Here is a 21,815-nt window from a genome sequence, read left to right as displayed (position 1 = left end):
CACCTCAATCGCGGCGATGGTCTCGCGCATGGAGGGAACCAGCCCGGCCGACATGATGGAAATAAGGCAACTGCTCGAACCGGCCGCGGCCGCGTTTGCCGCGACCAATGCCAGCGCAACCGAGTTGAATGCCGTTCGCGAAGCGCATCAGGCCGCATGCGAGGCCAGCGACATGCCGGATTTCGAGCATTGGGACGCCGAATTCCACCACCGGGTGTTCGCCTGCTGCCGCAACGACTTCCTAAAAGAGATACACAATCTGATGCGTGCCATCCGCAACCAGTCACCTTGGTTCGAAATGAAGAAGCGCTCGTTTTCGGAAGAGCGGCGCCAGGTGTATTGCCGGGAGCATCAGGCACTTCTGGACGCCCTGGTTTGTCGCGATCCGGATGGCGCCAAGACAGCGATGCTGATTCATCTCAAAACCGTCGAGAAGAATCTCCTCGGACGGTGAACTTGCCAGAGCGCGAGGCTTGACCGATCACTGTCCTCAAGCGCGTCCCCGCAACCAATTTTATCATAAATCAATTACCGTCCCGGTCTAACCGGGGCGGTTTTTGTGTTGGAAGGGCGCGCAATCGCCGCGGCGAGCCAGAGGCGCATCACCGCTCCGAGAAGTCGCGCGAAACGGGAACGCGGGCAGGTTAGCGCGCCAAGGCGCGGTGTACCCCGCCTTTAAGGCTGCTGGTGTTGGTACAGATAGGCACCAGGGCCGATGTCGGAAAGACCGCTTTGCGCCTCATGTCAGTCGTCGAGCAAATCCTAGCCGCTTCCGGAAGCGGACATCCGAGCGAACGGCTGATGCGCCAGTTTGCCAGTTCCAGGCATTTGGTACGCCGAATCCGCAAGGGCCTTGCAGTTGGTCTCTTCCGAAGGCGATCCGATCGCACCCCACCTCTTCGAGTGCGCATTTGACGATCGAGTTTGCCCATTCGACTATTTTCAGTATGTGCTAATATGAAAATGTGAACGGTCGTCCAAGTGTGGCCGTTCACAGTTTGGCAACTGCGGCCAATGGTGAGGACATGATCCGCAAGGCGCTTGTTTGGTCTGCTGCCTCTTTACTCGCCGGGCTCATGACCCTGTCCGCGCAAGCTGCCGACAAGGTGGTCAACCTTTACGACTGGTCGGACTACCTGGATCCCACGGTCATCGACGAGTTCACCAAGGAAACCGGTATAAAGGTCGTGTACGACGTTTTTGACTCCAACGAGATCCTCGAGACCAAGCTGCTTACTGGCGGCTCTGGCTACGACGTCGTCGTGCCGAGCGCCAGTTTTCTGGCCCGCCAGGTCGAAGCCGGCGTCTTTCAGAAGCTGGACAAGTCGAAGTTGCCCAACATCGCCAACCTGTGGGACGTCATCGAGCAGCGCACCGCTAAGTACGACCCGGACAACCAATATTCGGTGAACTACATGTGGGGCACGGTGGGTTTGGGGTACAACACCTCGAAGATCAAAGCAGCGCTCGGTGTCGACAGACTCGACAGTTGGGACGTCTTCTTCGATCCCTCGAAGCTGAAGAAGCTTGCCAGTTGCGGAGTCTACGTTGTCGACTCGCCCACCGAAATCCTGCCCATCACGATGAATTATCTTGGGCTGAACCCGGAGAGCACCTCGCCGGAAGACTTCGGTAAGGCCGAAGACGCGTTGATGCGTATCCGCCCCGACGTCCGTAAAATCGAGTCGTCCGAGTACATCAACGCTTTGGCGGACGGCGACATCTGCCTCGCGATTGGCTGGTCGGGCGACGTCCTGAAGGCGCGCGATCGCGCCGCTCAGGCCGGTAACGGCATCACAATCGCCTACTCGATACCTCGGGAAGGTACTGTCATGTGGTTCGACCAGTTGGCGATCCCAAAAGATGCACCGCACGTTGACGAAGCGACCGCCTTCATCAACTACCTGATGAAGCCTGAAGTCGCCGCCAAGAACACAAATTATGTGTTTTTCGCCAACGGCAACAAAGCTTCACAAAAGTTCGTTGAAAGAAGCATTCTTGGCGACCCTGCGATCTATCCAGACGATGCCACATTAAGGAAGCTTTTCACCGTCTTTCCCTACGATCAGAAGACACAGCGCGTGGCGACGCGCACCTGGACGAAAATCGTCACGGGTCAGTGACTGGCGGCAGTTGCTTCCGACGAACCGCCTGATTGTCCATCGGGCATCCGTCAGTCCGCAATTCCTGCTTTCCGTAGGCCCTCTAACCAGTGCTCCACGTCCTCCTGACGCCGATAAGGAGAGCCGCGCCTGTAGTCACCTAAAGTGAATCCTGGCTTACGCTCGAGGCACCTGCCCCAAGCCTGTACCGCCTCGTCGATGTGTCCGAGCTGTCCTAAACACGCAGCCAGATTAGCGAAGCCGCGATCGTAGCTGTTGTTCTCCCAACGTCGGAACGAATCCAGCGAAGCCTCATATTCACCAAGCAGATAATAAGCGAATGCAAGTAGCTCGTGGACATCGCGGTGTTCGAGCGGACTCAGTCGTCTAAGCCGCTCACCGATCTCGCGGGCCTTTGTGAGTTGACCACTCCACAGGCAGAGGTACCCGACCCAGACGAGTACGATCGGGTTCGTCCGACCCATCGCCAGAGCGCGTTGCCAATGAGTCTCGGCGGCCTCGAACTCCCCTTTCCATCCGTGTAAGGCGGCGACGATCGCCTCTGCCAGTCCGCTGACGTCGCCAAGTTCGATAGCCCGCAATGCCGACTGCATGGCCAAGCCCTTCATGTCTTCGTCATCTCTGAAAACCGAGAGGGTCGCATAGGCATCTGCGAGCCATGCGTGCGCTCGCGCCGAATTAGGTTCCCGGCTAAGAGCCAGCTTTAAGAACTCGACGCCAGCGACGGTATCCTTCTCGGTGAATCGGTGCATAGCATCGACGCCGCGCAAGAAAGCGTCATATGCGCTGAGGCTCGTTTGCGCTTGCTTGGTCCGAATGATCTCAGCAGTGCCTACCTTGCCGACCAGTGCCCAGGCGATCCGTTCTGTCACCTCGTCCTGCACGGCGAAAAGATCGTCGATGCTTCGATCATAACGCTCTGCCCAGACGTGATTTCCAGTGGCTGCTTCTATCAACTGCGCAGTGATCCTGACTCGTGCAGCCGCCTTTCGAACGCTTCCCTCGACGACATACCGAACACCGAGCTTCCTTCCGACCTCCGTGATGTTTACGGATTGACCCTTGAAAACGAACGAGGAATTGCGCGCAATTACGAACAGACTTTGACTGCGACTAAGCTCGGTAATGAGGTCTTCCGCTATTCCATCCGAGAAATAATCCTGCTCGGGGTCGACTGACATGTTTGTGAAAGGCAACACCGCCACCGATGGCTTGAACGGGAGTGGCAAATCCTCCGCTGAAGCAATTGATGCGGAAGCTTCTGGATCATGCCGCTCTTCTGTTTGAACCCGGTAGGCACGCACAGGGTCGGCAATGTTCTTCATCGTATGCACGCCCAAGTCGACGAGCGTATAGGGAATCTTTCCCTTCACTTGATCATAGACACTGCCTCCAACGACAACACCTCCGGGCTCACTGACCTTTTCCAGCCGAGCGGCCACGTTCACGCAGTCGCCGTAGATGGTCGTCCATCCAGGATGACCTCACCAGCGTTGATGCCCATTCTAAAGGCCATGCGCCGCTCTGACGGAAGATCTGTGTTGCGCAACGTTATGCGCTCTTGCGTCTCGACGGCAAACTGCAACGCATCGATGGCGCTGGGAAACTCGATCAGCAGACTGTCGCCCGCAGTGCCGACCAACCGGCCCCTGAATTGCGCGACCTTTGGATCGATCACTTCGGCGCGCAGTGCCTTTAGGTGAAATAGAGTCCCGGCCTCGTCGGCTCCCATCAAACGTGAATAGCCAGCTACGTCCGCTGCCAAAACCGCCACAAGCTTTCGTTCCAGGCGCGCCACGATGTCTCCCGACTACAAAGACGTCACATCAATTCGGTATGATAGTAGCATATCTGTGCCCACCAGCGGTCAAGGGACCGCTGCTGAGGCCTATGGCCTCGGGGCTTTGACTGCCTACCGGTGGCGGTGTCGTTGGGATTGGTGATGCGCAATCGATCCGCGCCGATTGCAGCGCTGCGCGCGAAAGTTCCTCCCACGCTCGATCTTCTTGCTATTCTACCGGTAAAGGAGATCGCGAGATGGGCGAAATCGCGACCTTGCTGCGATCACCATGGAGAGCATTGGCAAAGCCCGAGCGCGCTACCGAGGGAAAGACCTTGCACTCCAAACCCTTTGCTGGAGGCCCCCAAGATGGCCGAGTTCGATCGCCGTAGTGTACTGCTTGGCGCACTGTCTGTTGTTCTGACAGGAAGCTGGCCACAGTCAGGGAATGTCGCAGAGTTTTCAACGCTCAGGCAAGTGGCTCAGGCCCGTGGCGTAGAGATCGGGGCCTTTGCCTCGCTATCGCAGATCGAGGATAAGGATTTCGGCAACACTATCGGCCAGCATTTCACGCTTTCGGCGAATCTGCTTGAGGAAATGGAATGGGATGCCAATCCAGGCTTCAACGTCGACGATCCCGGTTTCAGCCGCCTGACGACATTTCTGGATCGATGCCAAGAGCTCAGCTTGCGTTCACGGGCGCGGCAGATCTATTCGAAAGAGGCATTACCGTGGAACGCGCACCTGCGCGCTGACGGTAGCCCTAAGAGCCGGACGGAGCTGGAGCAGACGCTGGTAAAGCGGGCGCAGCAGGCATGCCGGCCACTGAAGGGTCGCAACGCGATCATCCAGGTAATTGTGAAATTCTGGCCGACCACCAGGGTGGTCTGCGGCAAGACCCTTTCAGCGACGCTCTCGGGGAGGAGTACATTGATATCCTTTTTCATGCCGCGCACGAGGCGGCACCCGATGCCCTGCTGATCTATCAAGAGTTTGGTCCTGAAATTCACCCAGAGGGTTGGTTCAAGCGCAAAACTAAGGATTACATGGCGCTGCTGGAACGGCTTCGCAGGCGAAACGTGCCGATCACCGGAGCCGCTCTCGGCGGCTTTATGCATCCCGACCTTGTATTGAGAAAGCAATTCTTCCAGCACATCGAGCAACTCGAGTACGACATCCACATAACGGAGCTGACACAGATCTATGGCATGCGCGGCGAGCCGAAGAGTGACGGGTTCTGGCCAAAGAGCGTCAAGGAAAACGACCGGATTGTCGCGGACCGGTACACTCGGGCGTTCCAGTTTCTTTGCGACTTGAAACGACTGCGCGAGATTACATTTTTTGCCGCTATCGACGGCCGCAACATGGTGGAAACCGGCTCGCTGGGTATCGAACCCTACAGCATGGCTCGACCAGGCATATTCAACCGCGATTGGACCCCGAAACCGGTTTACCACCTTCTTACAGAGACCGTGTCGAAGTCGAAGCTGCGAGTCTAAGGCGACTCTCGTTACTGCGGCGAAAACCGAGCGACTAGGGTGCCCATAAATGCGGTAGCCATTCTCGAGAATGGCAGGCAGGAAGGATAATCATGGAATCTCCATCATCCGGATCGATACCTATTTGCCAGAACGAGATTTGCGAAATAGAGAATCTCCCGCTTGGGTAGAGCGCGCTTGACTGCAACAGCCGCCGCATCGCTTGCTATACCCTGATCGCGATAGGGCGAAGGCAGCGAGAAGTGAGATTGCACTCGGAATACCTGGCCGGGTTGCCGCGCGGAGGTGCGGTCCAGGCCATTCGGATTTGATGAGCCGACGGGTCCCAGACGTTGCACTCATCGGATTTTCTCCGACCGGCCAGGGCAGTCCAAACCAGCGCAAGGATGTCCGATCCTATGCCCCCTGGGACCGACTTGTCTTTGACCAAGTGCTCTAAGTTTGGCTGCGCATCCTGCGCTCGCGAGCGACATCTGCGAGGTACACTGTCGGGTCCTGCTCATTCGGCTGCGCAAAAGCATTTGCAATATCACACGAGTTCAGGCCGAGGTCCTGAAGTTCGCGTATGTTCATAGACGCAAGAGGGGCGAGTTGCGTTCGGTGTGCCCAAAACCGTGGCAGCCACAGAATGGCAGAAGCCGTTACGTTCAGGAGGGCGAAAATGCGGCGGACAGCACGACTCTCGTGGTGGCGTCGCAACCCGGCACTGTGTGGGAATTCGATGGTGGCCATGGCGTTCTCTCCTCTCGAGCCGCCTGCTATGGCGGCAGTCGCAGCCTAGGTGAGCTTGCGGGGCCAGGCCTGATATCCAGCGGAAAGATTTCCGAAATCGAGACGAAACTTGGGGGGTTCAAGAACTCAATGGTCTTTAGGTGAGAGTTTCCTAATATGAGGAGATTCGGTATACCTAGGCACCCTTCAGGGGAGAACGCCGTTGAGCGGGGCCGATCAAGCGCACAAAGCTCTCATCCGGCTTGGCGCATACGCCTTCGACCGGGAGCGGGGTCTTCTTTTGGAGAATGGCCGCCCGGTCTATGTTCGTGCGAAGACCTTTTCCCTGTTGGCCTATCTGGTCGAGCACGCAAATCGCGTGGTGAGTCGAGATCAGATATTCGAGGTAGTGTGGCAGGGCCTCGTCGTAACTGACGATGCATTGACACAGACCGTCCGCGATCTTCGGAGCGTCCTCGGGGAGGAGGGGGCAACCCTGATCAAGACGGTGGCAAAGCGCGGCTACATGCTCACGCTTGAGGAGGAGGCAAACGATCGAGCCGATGATTCAGCCACCGCCGACGCACAATCGAACGTTGGGCCGCGCTACCCCTCATCGGAAGCTCAGCCTGAAACGCGGCCTGACGCAACCAATTTTCCAGACGACCTTTCCTTGCGGCGTGCGTTCGAGTTGTTGGCTGATGAAAGCCGGTCGACAATGCCTCTTTTGGGGCCGGCGAGATCGGCTGAAGCACAGGCTGCTCGCGTCTCAGGGCGCGACAGGCCGGCGATCGCAGTGCTGCCGTTCGCGCTCGAGGACATAGCTTCCCGGCGCCTCCATGTCTTGAGGGATGGGTTGCTGAGGGACATTATCCGCGACCTTGCCCGACTGCGAACCGTCTTCGTCATCGCAGCGAACTCGCTACAGGCTTTGTCATCTCTCGGACTGAACAGCCTGGAGGCCGCCCGGCTGCTTCGCTGCGATTATGTCTGCGCCGGCAACATCACGCTGCACGGACCGACGCTGCGGGTCGATGTCGAGTTGGTCGCGGCGGCTGACGGCCGCGTGCTCTCTTCCGAACGATTCTCGAAGCCCCTCGCATTGATCTCGCAGTTCGGGCAAGCCCTAGCTGACGAGATTGCGATTCTGATCGCGGACGAGGTCAATCTCGCGGAGCGCAATATCGCGGTCCGGCGGCCTCTTCACGAACTGGACGCATGGCAGGCCTATCATCGTGGCCTGGGCCACATGCACATGTTCACCGGCCAGGACAATACGGTCGCCGAGGATCTGTTCAAGGCGGCGATCGACCTCGACTCGCGCTTTGCAGGTCCCTATGCGAGCCTGTCGTTTACACATTTTTTGAGAGCGTATCTGTTTGATCCGTCGCATCTCTCCGCGGAAGGCCGGCTCGCTCACGATCTTGCGGCCCGCGCAGTGGCGGTCGATCCATACGACCCCGCAGCGCATTGCGCCCTCGGGCGCGCCCTCTGGATCATCGGTGCGCGCGAAGAAGCCACAGAGGCCTTGGAGCGGGCGACAGTCCTCAGCCCTTCCTATGCCTTTGGGCATTATGCGCGAGCCTTTACCGATGGCTGGTCAGGGGATGCCAAGATGGCCATTCAGGCAGCGGACCATGCCAGAGAACTGTCGCCGTTCGACCCCTTCCTCGCTCCTAACCAAGCGGCGCGCGCGGTTTCCCTGCTGCGGCTCGGAAGAGCCGACGAGGCTGCCAGGTGGGCCTTGCGGGCTACGCTCCATCGCAACGCTCATGCCCATATAAGGCGTATTGCGGTCTTGGCGCTGACCGCGGCCGGCCGAACCGACGAGGCGAGGCAGTTGGCACAGCTGGTCAATAGTGAAAGCCCGGAAAACGGAAACGAGTTGTTCATTCGGGCCAACAGGATGCGACCCGATGACGAGAAGTTGCTGCGCGACCTCGGCCAGCAAAGCGGGTTGCGCTGAGCGCAGCGAGCCCACGAAAGGAGGGGCAACGTGAGTGAGACCCGCAAGCTCGCGGCGATCCTGGCCGCCGATGTCGTCGGATACAGCCGACTGGCTGGCGTGGACGAAGATCGGACTCTCGCGCGCCTGCGGGCGCTCCGCAGCGATCTGGTTGATCCTACCATCGCGGTCCACATCGGACGCGTGGTGAAACGCACCGGTGACGGAGCCCTTGTCGAGTTCCGCAGCGTGGTCGATGCCGTCCGATGCGCTATCGAAGTGCAGAACGCCATGCTTGAACGCAATGCCGGAGTGCCGCCTGATCGACGGATCGAGTTCCGGATCGGCATCCATATCGGCGACATAGTCGAGGAGAGCGACGGTGACCTTATGGGCGACGGCATCAACATTGCCGCTCGTCTGGAAGGTATCGCCGAACCTAACGGTATTTACCTGTCAGGTGCTGCATATGAGCAGGTGCGCGACAAGCTGAAGGAACAATTCGCGGATCTCGGCGAAAAAGAACTCAAAAACATTGCCCGGCCGGTGCGAGTCTATCGCGTGGCCTTCGACCGTCACATCGCAAGCGTGTCGACAGTGCCCGATCTGTCCGGTGGAAGACTGGCGCCGCCCGACAAGCCGTCGATCGCCGTCCTGCCGTTCCAGAACATGAGCGGCGACCCCGAACAGGAATATTTTGGCGACGGCATCGCCGAGGACATCATTACGGCTCTGTCCAAGCTGCGGGGCTTCTTCGTTATCGCCCGCAATTCGACCTTCGCGTACAAGGGCAGGGCGCCAGATATCCGTCAGGTCGCGCGAGAGCTTGGTGTTCGCTATGTCCTTGAAGGCAGCGTCCGCAAGGGGGGTGAGCGATTGCGGGTAACTGGCCAGCTTATCGACTCGGCTAGCGGCAGTCACATATGGGCGGAGCGGTACGACCGCCCGGCCACGGACATTTTCGCTCTACAGGACGAGATCACGGCTAATGTCGTTGCAGCGATCGAGCCTCAGCTCTATGCAGCTGAGAACCTCCGTCTCCAGAGCAGGCCACCGGAAAGTCTCGATGCCTGGGGCTGCGTGGTGAGGGCCATGCCCTTTATCTGGACCTGGGTATCTCAAGTTGACGACACTGGCATCAACCTATTGAAACGCGCCATTGAGCTCGATCCAGGCTACGCGCGAGCGCATAGCCTGCTGGCCTGGATTTTCGCCACGCGGGTGACGCTTGGAAACATGGACTACGAGTGGGGCATGTCCCATGGTCTGGTTGTCGCACAACGAGCCATCGACCTAGATCCAGAAGACCCGTGGGCGCACATGGCGGCGGGCTACGTCTACACCCTTTCACGTCGTTTTGGACCGGCTGTCGAAGAGTTGAATGAGGCATTGCAGCGCAACCCAAGCTTCGCCTACGCGCGAGCTATTTTGGCCGTGGCGTATGGATATGCGGGACTTGCAGAGGAAGGCTATCGCCAACTCGAGATCGCTAGGCAATTGAGCCCCCGCGACTATTCTCAGGCCGCGAACTTCTCCATTGAAGGGCTGTGCCATCTGGTTGCTTACCGCTATGAAGAAGCAGTCACCGCCGAGCGGCGCGCCGTCCAACTTCGGCCCGACTTCGGGTCTGCCTGGCGCACGCTCGCGGCTTCAGCGGGCCTCGCGGGCGATCTGGAAATCGCACGGCCGGCACTCGCCGAATGCAAACGCCTGCAGCCGGGAATCAGCATCGCTTGGGTGGAGAAATACTATCCACTGATCCATACGGAAGACCGCTCCAGGTATATAGAGGGCCTACGAAGTGCAGGGCTAGAATAGTCCAGGTTAACTGGTACCAGCCGACAACCCCGCCGGTGTCGGCGAGCTGGTGGGCGGCAGATGGTGAACCGACAACGGCAGCTTCGCGCCTCATTTCCGACGTTTAGGCCTTCGTGGTCGTTTCCCGAAAGCAGCCGGTCTATTCATGGCGGGATGAACTCCGTTTTGAGCTAATTCGCTACACGTGAGTACCACGAGGTCCCCTGAGTTCATTTTCACGAAACTGAGGAACACACGCACCTTCTGCGAGGGGCGAGGTCCAGCCGGGAGCACCGCGTGCGCGCCGAGGCAACACTGCCGTAGGCGCATTTTCTCCGCGAGCCCGCCTCGGCTACCCGATCGCGCATCCCGTGACGTGGAAGCAGGTTGAGGCAGGTGTCCGGCCGGACACTTTCACAGTCGCGAGGCCGTTTAGAGCCGGTTCTTGGATAGCAGCTTAGATTATGATGGGGTCGGTACACACGGCGCGTTTGGGGGAGTTCCCTTTGTTGCCTCCTGTCAACGTTGAGAGACTCGGTCCCGTGTTAGGAGAGTGAGCGCTTCGTTGCATTCTCCAAAGCGAGCACCTCGAACAATAAGATCTAGAGTTAGCCGTCGCCTATTCCAGCGAGCGTTCGAGGAGATCCAAGTTGATCATTCAAGACAGGAACGTCCAGCTTCTCGGAGCGTTGTTCCTCAGATCTTTAGAGCCGGAAGGGTAGATGATCCGTCAGGTTGATAACGACCGGAATGAACGCGCAAGGCGGGCGGCTGACGAAATCATGCGGGTTGAGCGGCAGGAACGCGCAGAGAAAACAGCGCGATTGAAGGAAGCGCGTTTAGCCCGGGAGACTCAAAACCGGACCAAAACGGACGCAAAGAAGCGCAGGTACAAATAGGAAGAGAAGCGGTCGAAGACGGTCAATCGATCCGTTTCCTTCTTGGCGACCGTCAGGAGCCGTTCTTATCAGAAGGCGGGCGGGCCGATCTCTGTGGAGATCGCCATGGGCAAAGAATAATCCATTCACAGAAGCCACGCTCGGCGGCAAGTTGCGGCGGCACAGGCCTATGCGTCTACTGCCTCACATGCAAGCGCAGGGCGGTACTCGACGTCGCCGCATTGGCCAGGCGGTGCGGGCCGAACCAGCCGTGCCTACAGTGGGATTTGCTCAACATCATCTTCTGCAGCGAGTGCCGTGACGTCCTCAGGCTTCGAAAAAAGCGCCGGTTATTTGATCACCGGCAGGCGATCCCACTGATGGAACGGAGGTGGCGAGGGCAGCATCCATTCCAACGTTGTGGCTCCTGGACCCCAAGGATTGCTGCCAACTTGGCGTCTCCTGGAGAAAGCTTCTATCACACAGGCCAGGAAGAAGAGCACGCTCGCGCCAGAGATGTACGAGCCATAAGAGGACACCATATTCCAGCCGGCAAATGCGTCAGGATAGTCGATGTAACGCCGTGGCATCCCTGCTAGGCCAAGGAAGTGATGCGGGAAGAACACCAGATTGACGCCAACGAACGTTGTCCAAAAATGTACCCCGGCAAGAACGGAGTTGTACATATATCCGGTCATTTTGGGGAACCAGTAGTACCACCCTGCGAAAATACCGAAGAGCGCGCCGAGCGATAGGATGTAGTGAAAATGGGCGACAACGAAGTAGGTGTCGTGCAGCTCGCGATCGAGCCCCGCATTGGCCAGCTGGACGCCGGTTACACCACCAATCGTGAAAAGGAAGATGAAGCCGAGAGCCCAGAGCATCGGCGTTTGTAAGCGTATTGATCCACCCCACATGGTGGCAATCCAGGAAAAGACCTTGATGCCCGTCGGAACGGCGATGACCATCGTGGCAAAGGTGAAGTAACGCTGGGTATCGAGACCGATCCCGCTCGTGTACATATGGTGCGCCCACACGACAAAGCCGATCGCACCTATGGCGACGATTGCATAAACCATCCCCAAATACCCGAAGATCGGCTTGCGGGAAAAAGTAGAGATGACCTGGCTGACGATGCCAAAGGCCGGAAGGATCATGATGTAGACTTCCGGGTGGCCGAAGAACCAGAAGAGATGTTGGTAGAGGATTAGGTCCCCGCCTTGGTCCGGCACGAAGAAGGCGGTGCCGAAATTGCGATCGGTCAGCAGCATTGTCAGCGCGCCGGCCAACACTGGTAGAGCGAGTAGCAGCAGGAAGCCGGTAATCAAAACCGACCAGGCAAACAGGGGCATCTTGTGCAGCGTCATGCCAGGAGCGCGCATATTGAAAATCGTGGTGATGAAGTTGATGGCGCCTAGAATCGAGGACGCGCCAGCGATGTGCAGGGCCAATATAACAAGGTCGACGGCAGGCCCCGGGTGCCCCGACGTTGACAGGGTCGGGTAGAGGAACCAGCCGGTTCCAGCGCCGTAGCCGCCAGGCACGCTGGGCATGAAAATGGAAAGCAGGAGCAGGATGAAGGCCGGTGGGAGAAGCCAGAACGAAACGTTGTTCATCCGCGGGAACGCCATATCGGGCGCGCCGATCATCAACGGGATCATCCAATTTCCGAAGCCACCGATCAGCCCTGGCATCACGGCGAAAAAGATCATGATCAACGCGTGGGCAGTGGTGAACACGTTATAGAGCTGCTTGCCGCCGTCGATCGCCGAATCGCCCTGATAGCCGTAGATGAATGCAGCCAAGCCGGGGAAGATCTGAATTCCGGGCTCCTGAAGCTCCATTCGCATTGCTACCGACAGAAGCATTCCAACGATCCCCGCAATGATCGCAAAGACCAGATACATCGTCCCGATGTCTTTGTGATTGGTCGAGAACAGCCAGCGCGCGGCTCCGGTAGGATGGCGGTCTCCAGAGTGAAGTTCTGCACTTGTCTCGGCGGGGGACATGGCAACTCTCGATCTTCAGCCGGATGACTGGCAGCGAGTTGTGCACGCTCCAGGCGCACCGAACCGGGCAGGGAGAGCATTGTTCCCAGCGATTAGCGGCGAATTTTTCAGCAGCTGGAACAACCGAAGTGATGATGGGTTCGGTTGCCCAGCATTCTTGGAGGAGTGCCGCGAATTATTGATATGTTTGCAGTCGTGCTGGTGCTTTCAGCGGTTGCGGGGGACTGATTTTCGCATTCTGGCTGGAGGACGGTCATGGCCTTATGGTCCGGCTGAGAATGGGGCGCTTGCGCAGCATGGATTGCGGAGGACTGATGTCGCTCCATGATGGCGTTGCAGATGGCCCGGATCGCAAGACCCTCTGCGGATGGCTGCTGGTGGCGGGTTTTTTGAATGGCATCGTGCTGCAACAGATCTTGCAGCGGCATTACGTTTTGCCGCCGTCTTTATTTGTGTCCTGATCTGCTGATACATTTGCCTCGTGTGACGAGAGCGGGGCCATATGCCGAATGAAATCATGGTTGTCGATCCGCTCGAGCGGCTCGACTTGTTGAAGAGCCTCGCGAGCGAGGTCCGGGTCCGGATTCTCGATCTGCTGCACCGCAAGGGGCCGAAAAACGTCAATCAAGTGGCCGAGGAACTCGGTTTTCCGCAATCGACGATTTCCGCCAACATCCAGGTTCTTGTCGATGTCGGGTTGATTGAGACGAAATCACAGAAGGCGCGCAAGGGAAGCCAGAAGGTTTGCTATTCGACCTTCTCCGAATTGGTTGTCGTCTTTAAGGACCGCGCCCCAGCGCAGGAACTCGGCGTCATAGAAGTGGCAATGCCGCTTGGACTCTATACGAAATGCGAAGTCTCCGCTCCCTGCGGCCTGTGTTCAAAGGACGGCGTCATCGGACTTCTCGATGTGCCCGACACCTTCCTCGATCCTGGCCGTATGCGGGCAGGGCTGCTGTGGTTCACGCGCGGCTTCGTCGAATACCAGTTTCCCAACAATGCGACGCTTGCCAATGCCAAGGTCGGCGGGTTGGAACTGGCGATGGAGCTTTCGTCAGAGGTGCCGGGCACGTCGCAGCATTGGCCATCCGACATCACGGTAGCGATCAACGGACAGGAGATAGATACCTGGACGGCGCCGGCCGACTATGGGGACAAGCGCGGCAAGCATACGCCCGGCTGGTGGAAGCTGGCCGGATCGCAATATGGCGACCTCGCACACTGGCGCGTCACGAACGATGGCACCTACCGCAACAATCACAAGGTCTCCAAATGCTCGCTGGTTGACCTGGAGCTCGGGCGGCACCGCTCGATCCGGATCAGAATCGGCGTGAAGGAAGATGCGCGTCACCCGGGGGGCATAAATATCTTCGGCAACGGCTTCGGCAATTACAGCAACGACATCGTTCTGCGCCTGCTGAAGGCTTGAGGGCATCTCAGGCCCTCGACGGGCGAACGACCTCCGCCATCAAAGATGGTGAGCGTTAGGCCCGGTCTCATGAGGAGGGCACTTTACGCTGCATGAGGATCGTGCCTGGCGTCAGAACATCGCCGTTGGTCGGAGGCTGCTTAGCCTGGTCGCGACTCAAGGCCTAAGCGGGGTAGAGAGGCAAAGCTCCGTCGGGACTTGGTGGCCGGATAATCAGCGTCTCCGGTTTGCGGACGTGCGCAAGTAGCCGTATCTGCCCTGCGGTAGCTACTGACTTTACTCAGTCGCCAGAGAGAGGCTCCCGGCCATTGTCTTCTTATTGGTTCATTGTGGGAACATCCTTGGGGATCGCTTGTTAGCCAAGCAGTAGGTATCACCCCTGGCCGTGGTGCTCGCCCGGCCATCCTCTTAATGATGGTGTTCGATGGCCAATGAGATCCCAGAAAAGAAAGCGCGCCAGGGTGGCCGCGGACTTCCGGTTCTTGCCGTTTTGATCTGTGCACTGGTGCTGGCGGCCATCGCATGGGGCGTTGCGGAAATTTATGGTGAGGCGGCTAAGACGCCTGCGACTGAGGAGAAGCCAGCGCCACAGGAGAATAGTCAGGCGCCCTCATCCGCCAGCCCGAACCCTGCTGAAAGTGATCCGGCAAAGTCCAAAGCCGACAATATGAACGTGGCCCCGGTGGACCGGAATCCGGAGGTGGACAGGGACCCAACGCCTAGATCCAGCACGGGCGGCGACCAGCCGGGTAAGCAGCCTTCACAGCCCGCTTTGCAGTAGGCCGTCCGGCTGCGGTTGTGCGCATCGATAACATGCCGCGAATGGCTGCCTCTTAGCACCAGCCGCGGAACGTCGCCTGGGCGCTGGCATCCGACCTGAAAGCGCGAACTCAACCTATGTAATCGCGGCCTCTCGATAAGCTGATAAAATCCCTGCTATGGCTCCCTGTGAAATTTCCCGCTTGAATGTTGTTCGTTTGCTTGGCCCCTTGCGCAAACAAGCCGCTCGCTACCGAGGGGGCTCGGTGGTGGCCGGCGACGATCTGGTTGTCCTGACACTCCAGACTGCGATTGCAGAGCGGGCAGCTCGGCCTGCCGGCATTAGCATTTACAGATGGCTGCACAGCATCATGTTGCGGCATCTCAATTGAGTGAAGCGCTCAAAAAGATTGTGCGTGATGGTTCTGGTCTTCGTTCGGTCTGCCAGTGGTATGGCCAGCATCGCGAAGATACCGATCGAGCATTCGAGGCCAGCGATGATGTGAGACAGGTCTGATGCCGGGCCACGTTCCTCCTTTCGCTTTCGAAAGCTTTTTCATGGCTGGGTTCGAGTGCTCCTCGCACCGCCGGAAAGATGGCCATCGTCTGGATCTCGTGCGGGCGACAAGCCATGACATTCACGCGGCGGACGACTACCGTCGTTGCGCGGATTTGGGGTTGATGACCATCCGTGATGGGCTCCGGTGGCATCTGATCGAGAGCGCCCCGGGCGTCTATGACTGGTCGAATTGGGTCTCGATGCTCGAAGCTGCCAGAACCGCGGGCGTCCAAGTTATCTGGGATGTCTTTCACTACGGGTCCCCTGATTATCTCGACCAGGGCAGCGAACGAATGATCGAGAGCTATGCCGCTTTTGCGGGCGAAGCCGTCAGATTGCATCGAGCAATGACTGGCAAAGCCGCAATGGTTTGCCCGATAAACGAAATTTCGTTCTTCGCGTGGGCCGTCGAAGTTGGCTATTTCCCGCCTGCCGGACCTAACAGGAAGGGTTGGTTCAAGCGCCACCTAGTGAAGATGGCCGTCAAGGGTATCGAAGCAATGCGTGAAGCTGATCCCGAATGCCGCTTCATTTGGGCGGAACCGCTCATCCATATCGCGCCGCGGGATCGCAGCGGTCCTGAGATGCGCCGCGCGGAGAATGCCCGCCAAGGACAATTCGAAGCCTACGACATGCTGATGGGAAGAATCGAACCAGAATTGGGAGGAGCCGAGGATCTCATCGATGTGATCGGGCTCAACTTCTATCCTCACAATCAATGGTATTTGCAGGGGCCGACAATCCCAATGGGCCACCACGAATACCGCGCTCTGTCGGAAATGCTCGTTGAGGTCGCCCGACGCTACCGCAAGCCCCTCTATATTGCAGAGACCGGAGCAGAGGGATCGGCTGGCCCGGCCTGGCTTCATTACGTGTGTGACGAAGTGCGTGGTGCTATCAGCCAAGGAGCCCCCATCGAAGGAATCTGCCTCTATCCAATCACGGCCTATCCCGGATGGGACAATTCCCGCCACGCCGAAGTTGGCCTCTTTTCCGTGATCCATGCGGATGGCTCGCGCCGCATACGCCAGCCGGTAGCCGATGAACTCGCGAGGCAGCAGAGGCTATTCAGCGATTCTTGACGCGCGCGATCTTGCTGTGCCGGACAAGCGGACGGGCCGTTAGGCGGGCGCCGCGATAGCCGTCTGCGAATCGCGGGTAGCCGGAAGCTCCTTCTGAATACGCGCGAAGGTGGCCAAGGCCTGCCCTACAACCTGGTCCATGTTGTAGTAGCGATACGTCGCCAGACGGCCGACGAACCACACATTGAGACAATTCGCGGCAAGCGCTTCATATTGTTTGTAGAGCGCTTCGTTTTCCGAACGTGGCACCGGATAGTACGGGTCGCCAATGTCTGTCGGGTATTCGTAGGTGAGACTGGTCCGGACATTCCTCTGGCCAGTCAAATGCTTGTACTCGGTGATGCGGGTATAGGCTTCCGTCTGCGGATAGTTCACCACGGCTACCGGCTGAAATTGCTCGCAGTCGAGGGTGACATGCTCGAAGCGCAGTGAGCGGTAGGGCAGGCGGCCCAGCTTCCAGTCAAAGAATTCATCGATCGGCCCGGTGTAGATCAGCCGCCGGAAGGGAATTCGCTCTCGGACCTCGCGACAATCGGTCTGCAGCATGATCTTGATGTTGGGATGGTCCAACATCCGTTCGAACATGCGCGTGTAGCCGCCGGCCGGCATTTGCTGGAAGCTGTCGCCGAAATAGCGATCGTCGCGGTTCGTTCTTGTCGGAACGCGGGCCGTCACGGACTTGCTCAACTGGCTGGGATCGACTCCCCACTGCTTTCTGGTGTAGCCGCGGAAGAATTTCTCATAGAGTTCCCTTCCGACGGTGCTGACAACCACATCCTCGGCGGTGCGGACTTCGCCAACGGTTTCACGGCGCGACGCGAAGAACTCTTCCAGCTCTGCCGGGCTTAGCTCGAGACCATAAAGACGGTTGATCGTGTCGAGGTTTATCGGAATCGGCAGAAGCTTGCCGTCCACGAAAGCGAGCACACGGTGCTCGTAAGGGCGCCAGCTTGTGAACTGCGACAGATAGTCGACGATCAACTGGGCGTTCGTGTGGAATATATGCGGTCCGTAACGATGGATGAGAATTCCGGCTTCGTTGTAGCAGTCATACGCGTTTCCGCCGATGTGGCTCCGACGGTCGATGAGGAGAACGCTTTCGCTTCGTTGCGAAGCGATCCGTTCCGCGAGAACGCTGCCGGCAAAGCCTGCGCCGACGATAAGCCAGTCGAACATGGTCACGCGCTCCTGCGGAAGGGCACGACCTTCTTGCTTGCACTGGCTTTCCTGATGTGGGCGGCCATGGCATCCCATGTTCGCTGCCAGGACATGTTGGCCAAATAGGCATCAACGGCTGGCAGGCGCATTTCGCGCGGTTGCGCGAGCGCGGAGCGCAGTTTGGCCTCGATGTCTTCGGCGTCCGCGATATCGACGAGCCCGGCGGCAGCGTAGCTTCGCACCACATCGACAATCGCAGTCGACACCACGGGCAGGCCGGCGGCAAGGAATTCGGGAGTTTTCGTCGGGCTGATGAAGCGTGTCGCTTCGTTGAGCGCGAACGGCATCCACCCGACATCCCAATGCCGAAGGTAGGCGGGCAGTTCCTTGTAGGCTTTGCTGCCGAGCCAGTGCAGATTGTTTGCCTTCGGCAGGATGTCCGGATCGATCTTGACCACCGGACCAAGCATCACGAAGTGCACGTCTGGCATCGTGCTGGAAGCCTGCGCCACGAGATCGATGTCGAGGCGCTCGTCGATGACACCGAAGAAGCCAACCCGCGGATGCGGGATGGCGAGCTGATCCGCCGGCTCCTCGCCGGGCGCCCTCGCCTTGTGAAAGTGGTTGACGTCAATGCTGCTGGGGAAGGGATAGATCGCCCGATGTTGGCAACGCTTCGCTTCGAACAGGCTTAAGCCGCCCGTGAAGACCACATCGGCGCGTTCGAAGAGCGTCCGTTCCAGCAACGCAAGCTGGGCTGGCGCATTCTTGAACGCCGCAAGCTCGTCCATGCAGTCATAGACGCACACGTCGAAGTTGACATGCGCGCTGAAGCGCAGCGCCATCGGGGTATAATACCAGGCAGTCAATTGGGCGTGCGGTGTCGACGCGATGATCCGGTCCAGATATCTGCGCTGGATCGCGTCGGCTCTGGCGGGGCTGGTGCCGATCGGGAGCAGAGGGGTCGCTACCCGAATGCCCGGCGCAACGTCGCAAAACCGAACGGAAGAGTGGGAGCATTCTTCAAAAACGGGCTCCTCGAAGTAGACGATTTGGTGCTCTTTCGAGGCATGCGTGAGAATGTGCTGAGGACGTTGATAGACGAAATTCCATCGCAAATGGGAAAAGCATATCAATAAATCTTGCTCTTTTCTCGCTTTTACGGTGGTTTGTATTCTTATCGCCGCGTCCATATAAGCTTTTCCCTGGGGACATTGCCGTTTAGACTGCGAATAACATTTGTTAATCGCGAGATGCACGAAGCTATTCCTGCCGCATGTCTAACTGTCCGCTGATTAACTTGTTCCAGCCAACGAGCGATATGCAGGCGGAGTGCTGGCCAGCGCGTGTGGCATCTCTGGCGGCAGCTTTCTGGGGACGGCCGCTCGGGTGCCGCATTTTCGTTGAATGAGCAGCTAAAATATTCGATGGCTTGAATTGATTCGTCCGACCGACGCCAGGGGCGTTTAGCGGCCGACAATCGCTGGGGCAGATAGATGAAGATCGATTTCGAGACGAATGTGTTCCCGTTGTTTCACCCGCAAGCGGTGGACGATCTCAAAGACCCGTGCCCGGTTTATGACTGCCGGCTTTGGCATGTGTTCGGATCGAGCGGCACGGTGACCAGCGAGACTTGGAAGATTCTTCACGCCACGGCGCCGGAGTTGCACGGACCGTGGACGGAGCACGCGCCGATCGAGCTTCCGGTCACCGGCTCAGGCGTCGCGGCGCCGGGTGTAGTCCACGAAGACGGCGTCTTCCACATGTTCATTCAAACCGAGTTCATGAAATCCGGCGGCCGCTGTGAACACGCTGTGTCAAATGACGGGTTCAACTGGGTTGTGCTCAATCCTGCAATCCTGTCCGTGCCGGACACGGATGAAGACGGCATCTACGACCCGCACCCGGCTCTCATCGGCGGCAAGCGCTACCTCGTTTATTCCGGCATGCCGAAATTCACCCGCGTGCCGCAGCCGGACATCTATCTGGCCCGGAGCCAGTCCGATTCATGGTTCGGGCCTTGGAAGCGCTTGGGCAAAATCCTGGATCACAACGACATTCCCCACCACAACACACGGGACGACCCCGACTACGAATGGGGGATTGAAGGTGCGCAGTTGGTGGAACTTCCTGACGGCCGCGTGCTGCTCAACGCCACCTGCTTCCTTCCGCACGGACCGCGAGGTAGCCGGCAGCGGGTGTTTTTCGCCATTGCGAGCGCCGTTACCGGACCTTACGCCTCGATCGGGCCGGTGCTCGATCCGGACGGGCCTGGAGAAAACGGCCATTCGACGGTGATGATAGACGGCGATAGGCTTACGCTTTTTTACCAGAGTCGGGTTGCGGCGACGAACCATCGCTGGCGTTACGGCTTGGCTAGCTTCGACGTATCCCTGCTTTCGAAAGTGGCCTGACCGGCTCTTAACAAGTTCGAGCCTAGTCGGCATTTGTCCGTCAACCAAGTTCGTCGGCGGGAACAATGTCTCTCGGCCGTTGTTCGGTCGCTTTGCAGTGGAGAGCTGCCAGCTATGAGCTTGCGGCAAACAACCAGAATTTCGCGGCCCAAGCCCACAGGGCGAACCGCGCTCATGTTTGTTGTTTGTGCAGCCCGATCCTCTAGCAGCCTTGGACGCCAAGCCTACGCGAGGACGTCATGCGCCCCCGTATGAATATATTCAATCTCGGAAGTGACAGCAGCGATGTCCGCCATGCAAATCGCATTTCGACCAGCGATGTAGACCAACTCGCCTATTTCGCCGCAGTGAACGGCATCACAGAGCAACAGGCACGGGACCTGATCCAAAGGCATGGAGACAACCTTGCCGTGCTCGTCAAGGAAGCTCGGAAGCTCCGAGAGCTAGGATGATAAAGCGCATCACCGCCGATCGCCAATCACAGCACCGGAACAAGCGATGAGCGGCGTCGGGGGAAGCTCTCGCGTGGCCGCTTGGCAGAAAAACTTGTATCGACCGAGAAGAGGGATGATGGCAGGACGTGATTGCGCAGCGTGCGCAGGGTGTCGACGCCGCTGCTGCGGCGGCCACCGATTCGGCGATGGGCAGTGCTCGTCTCTCCTTGGTCTGCAATGACCAGCGATCCTCTTGTGCCGCTCGCAAAATCCGTTCGAGAACGGGACGCCGTCCTGTTCGTCGGGGCGGGCGTCTCCATGAGTGTCGGACTGCCTTCCTGGGAGGAACTGATCAAGCGAATGGCGGATGAGCTTGACCTTGAGGTGGACCTTGGCAGGCAGCGTGATCGCTTTCAGACCCTTGCCGAGTATTACCGCATCAAGCATGGCAGCATCGGACCGCTTCGCAGTTGGATGGACCGGCACTGGACCGTTAGCCGCGACAAGATCGAAAAATCCGAATTGCACCGTCTCATCGTCGCGCTGAACTTCCCGGTGATCTATACCACGAACTACGATCGGAACCTCGAAGTTGCCTTTGAGATACATGGCGTCGAATACGTTAAAGTGGCCAATGCGCGGGACGTGTCGAAGGCGCGCAGGGATGTCCCCTACATTGTGAAATTCCACGGCGACTTCGATGACGATTCCTCCCTGGTTCTCACAGAGACTGACTACCTCGACCGGCTGTCATTCGACTCGCCGCTCGACGTGAGGTTCCGTTCGGACGCCTTGGGCAGCACGGTTTTGTTCATTGGCTACAGCCTTTCCGACCTGAACATCCGGTTGCTCCTGCACCGGCTCTGGCAAACTTGGAGCCGATCGGGTTACGAGGCGGATCGGCCTCCCTCGTTCATTTTCATGGCGCACCGTGATCCGGTCGAGGAGGCAGTGCTGGCGCGTTGGGGCATCACAGTGGTCACGGGCGCCGACGATGATCCTGAAAAAGGGCTACTCGGTTTCCTCTCTCGCCTTGCTGCCCTCGTCGAGGCGAACCCAAGCGACCCACCGACGCTGGAGTCAGGAGGCGAACTACCCTGACCGGTTCACAGTGGCCCACCCGCCGAGTGGAACAGCTTGTCGCGTTCGCAAGTTCGGGTGCGCTGGTTCAGCGTACGAGACCCTACGTTCTGATTGCTATTGCGTACGGACAGGGCCCCAGGTTGGAAAGGCGAAGT

General features: G+C 58.5%; 20 protein-coding genes and 1 pseudogene. 15 read left to right on the top strand and 6 right to left on the bottom strand.

The genetic code is table 11. The features are described from left to right. Together EOA23_RS06800 and EOA23_RS06795 are read left to right on the top strand one after the other, a co-directional pair. Nucleotides 1-454 (top strand): FCD domain-containing protein (locus tag EOA23_RS06800; protein WP_145966405.1); only part of this gene is annotated, 454 nt, incomplete at its 5' end. A gap of 571 nt (nucleotides 455-1,025) precedes the next feature. Further along, on the top strand, nucleotides 1,026-2,123 hold the full coding sequence (locus tag EOA23_RS06795) for a polyamine ABC transporter substrate-binding protein (protein WP_127303335.1): 1,098 nt from the start codon (nucleotides 1,026-1,028) through the stop codon (nucleotides 2,121-2,123). 50 nt (nucleotides 2,124-2,173) lie between these two features. Here EOA23_RS06795 and EOA23_RS06790 read toward each other — a convergent pair whose 3' ends face one another. Together EOA23_RS06790 and EOA23_RS06785 are read right to left on the bottom strand one after the other, a co-directional pair. Next, nucleotides 2,174-3,571, bottom strand: coding sequence for an adenylate/guanylate cyclase domain-containing protein (locus tag EOA23_RS06790; protein WP_127303334.1), 1,398 nt, complete (start codon nucleotides 3,569-3,571; stop codon nucleotides 2,174-2,176). Then, nucleotides 3,568-3,921 (bottom strand): adenylate/guanylate cyclase domain-containing protein, encoded by a 354-nt coding sequence (locus tag EOA23_RS06785; protein WP_127303333.1) that lies wholly within the window; start codon nucleotides 3,919-3,921, stop codon nucleotides 3,568-3,570. The genes EOA23_RS06790 and EOA23_RS06785 overlap by 4 nt, the downstream gene beginning before the upstream one ends. Before the next feature lie 351 nt (nucleotides 3,922-4,272). On the opposite strand from EOA23_RS06785, the gene EOA23_RS36330 reads away from it, so the two are divergent. Together EOA23_RS36330 and EOA23_RS06780 are read left to right on the top strand one after the other, a co-directional pair. Then, nucleotides 4,273-4,884, top strand: coding sequence for a hypothetical protein (locus tag EOA23_RS36330; RefSeq protein ID WP_245474037.1), 612 nt, complete (start codon nucleotides 4,273-4,275; stop codon nucleotides 4,882-4,884). Next, entirely contained in the window at nucleotides 4,767-5,402 is a 636-nt protein-coding gene (locus EOA23_RS06780) for an endo-1,4-beta-xylanase (RefSeq protein ID WP_245474039.1), read from the top strand. Before EOA23_RS36330 ends, EOA23_RS06780 begins: the two co-directional genes overlap by 118 nt. A 435-nt stretch (nucleotides 5,403-5,837) precedes the next feature. Here the strand turns inward: EOA23_RS06780 and EOA23_RS06775 are convergent, their stop codons facing one another. Beyond that, nucleotides 5,838-6,134, bottom strand: coding sequence for a hypothetical protein (locus EOA23_RS06775; RefSeq protein WP_127303331.1), 297 nt, complete (start codon nucleotides 6,132-6,134; stop codon nucleotides 5,838-5,840). Nucleotides 6,135-6,336: 202 nt separating this feature from the next. On the opposite strand from EOA23_RS06775, the gene EOA23_RS06770 reads away from it, so the two are divergent. The 4 genes and pseudogenes from EOA23_RS06770 (at nucleotide 6,337) to EOA23_RS35600 (ending at nucleotide 10,754) form a co-directional block, all read left to right on the top strand. Next, complete coding sequence (locus EOA23_RS06770; RefSeq protein ID WP_127303330.1) at nucleotides 6,337-8,079, top strand: winged helix-turn-helix domain-containing protein; 1,743 nt, start codon at nucleotides 6,337-6,339, stop codon at nucleotides 8,077-8,079. Nucleotides 8,080-8,109: 30 nt separating this feature from the next. Next, nucleotides 8,110-9,876: an adenylate/guanylate cyclase domain-containing protein gene (locus EOA23_RS06765; RefSeq protein ID WP_127303329.1), complete on the top strand. Its 1,767-nt coding sequence runs from the start codon at nucleotides 8,110-8,112 to the stop codon at nucleotides 9,874-9,876. 287 nt (nucleotides 9,877-10,163) lie between these two features. Further along, a pseudogene (locus tag EOA23_RS37045) lies at nucleotides 10,164-10,316 on the top strand (hypothetical protein); the annotation flags it as partial. Between the two features lie 261 nt (nucleotides 10,317-10,577). Continuing rightward, nucleotides 10,578-10,754 carry a hypothetical protein gene (locus tag EOA23_RS35600; protein WP_189341524.1) on the top strand — a complete coding sequence of 59 codons (177 nt, stop codon included), beginning with the start codon at nucleotides 10,578-10,580 and terminating at the stop codon, nucleotides 10,752-10,754. 329 nt (nucleotides 10,755-11,083) lie between these two features. Here EOA23_RS35600 and ctaD read toward each other — a convergent pair whose 3' ends face one another. Then, complete coding sequence (ctaD, locus tag EOA23_RS06760) at nucleotides 11,084-12,742, bottom strand: cytochrome c oxidase subunit I (protein WP_127303328.1); 1,659 nt, start codon at nucleotides 12,740-12,742, stop codon at nucleotides 11,084-11,086. 314 nt (nucleotides 12,743-13,056) lie between these two features. Between ctaD and EOA23_RS35595 the strand changes: the two genes are divergently transcribed. From EOA23_RS35595 to EOA23_RS06745, 5 genes are all read left to right on the top strand, one after another. Further along, nucleotides 13,057-13,203 carry a hypothetical protein gene (locus tag EOA23_RS35595; protein ID WP_189341523.1) on the top strand — a complete coding sequence of 49 codons (147 nt, stop codon included), beginning with the start codon at nucleotides 13,057-13,059 and terminating at the stop codon, nucleotides 13,201-13,203. A 41-nt stretch (nucleotides 13,204-13,244) separates the two neighbouring features. Further along, the gene (locus EOA23_RS06755; RefSeq protein ID WP_127303327.1) at nucleotides 13,245-14,171 is read left to right on the top strand and encodes a transcriptional regulator; all 927 of its coding nucleotides are present in this window, start codon (nucleotides 13,245-13,247) and stop codon (nucleotides 14,169-14,171) included. Between the two features lie 424 nt (nucleotides 14,172-14,595). After that, nucleotides 14,596-14,952: a hypothetical protein gene (locus EOA23_RS06750; protein ID WP_127303326.1), complete on the top strand. Its 357-nt coding sequence runs from the start codon at nucleotides 14,596-14,598 to the stop codon at nucleotides 14,950-14,952. Nucleotides 14,953-15,285: 333 nt separating this feature from the next. Further along, on the top strand, nucleotides 15,286-15,447 hold the full coding sequence (locus EOA23_RS35590) for a hypothetical protein (RefSeq protein WP_189341522.1): 162 nt from the start codon (nucleotides 15,286-15,288) through the stop codon (nucleotides 15,445-15,447). Then, nucleotides 15,447-16,571, top strand: a complete 1,125-nt coding sequence (locus EOA23_RS06745; protein WP_127303325.1) for a beta-glucosidase — start codon at nucleotides 15,447-15,449, stop codon at nucleotides 16,569-16,571. The genes EOA23_RS35590 and EOA23_RS06745 overlap by 1 nt, the downstream gene beginning before the upstream one ends. Nucleotides 16,572-16,610: 39 nt before the next feature. On the opposite strand, the gene glf is transcribed toward EOA23_RS06745, so the two are convergent. Then, a complete protein-coding gene (gene glf, locus EOA23_RS06740; protein ID WP_127303324.1) occupies nucleotides 16,611-17,747 on the bottom strand; it encodes a UDP-galactopyranose mutase in 1,137 nt (378 codons plus the stop codon). Nucleotides 17,748-17,749: 2 nt separating this feature from the next. After that, nucleotides 17,750-18,922, bottom strand: coding sequence for a glycosyltransferase (locus tag EOA23_RS06735; protein WP_127303323.1), 1,173 nt, complete (start codon nucleotides 18,920-18,922; stop codon nucleotides 17,750-17,752). Nucleotides 18,923-19,225: 303 nt separating this feature from the next. Between EOA23_RS06735 and EOA23_RS06730 the strand changes: the two genes are divergently transcribed. After that, nucleotides 19,226-20,143 carry a hypothetical protein gene (locus EOA23_RS06730; protein WP_127303322.1) on the top strand — a complete coding sequence of 306 codons (918 nt, stop codon included), beginning with the start codon at nucleotides 19,226-19,228 and terminating at the stop codon, nucleotides 20,141-20,143. 671 nt (nucleotides 20,144-20,814) lie between these two features. Next, the gene (locus EOA23_RS06720; protein ID WP_127303320.1) at nucleotides 20,815-21,678 is read left to right on the top strand and encodes an SIR2 family protein; all 864 of its coding nucleotides are present in this window, start codon (nucleotides 20,815-20,817) and stop codon (nucleotides 21,676-21,678) included. Nucleotides 21,679-21,815 lie beyond the last annotated feature (137 nt).

Origin of the sequence: Mesorhizobium sp. M2A.F.Ca.ET.042.01.1.1, assembly GCF_003997405.1 — a bacterium.
GTDB lineage: Bacteria > Pseudomonadota > Alphaproteobacteria > Rhizobiales > Rhizobiaceae > Mesorhizobium.
The sequence above is the reverse complement of the archived record's forward strand: the minus strand, read 5'-3'. Positions and strand labels throughout refer to the sequence as shown.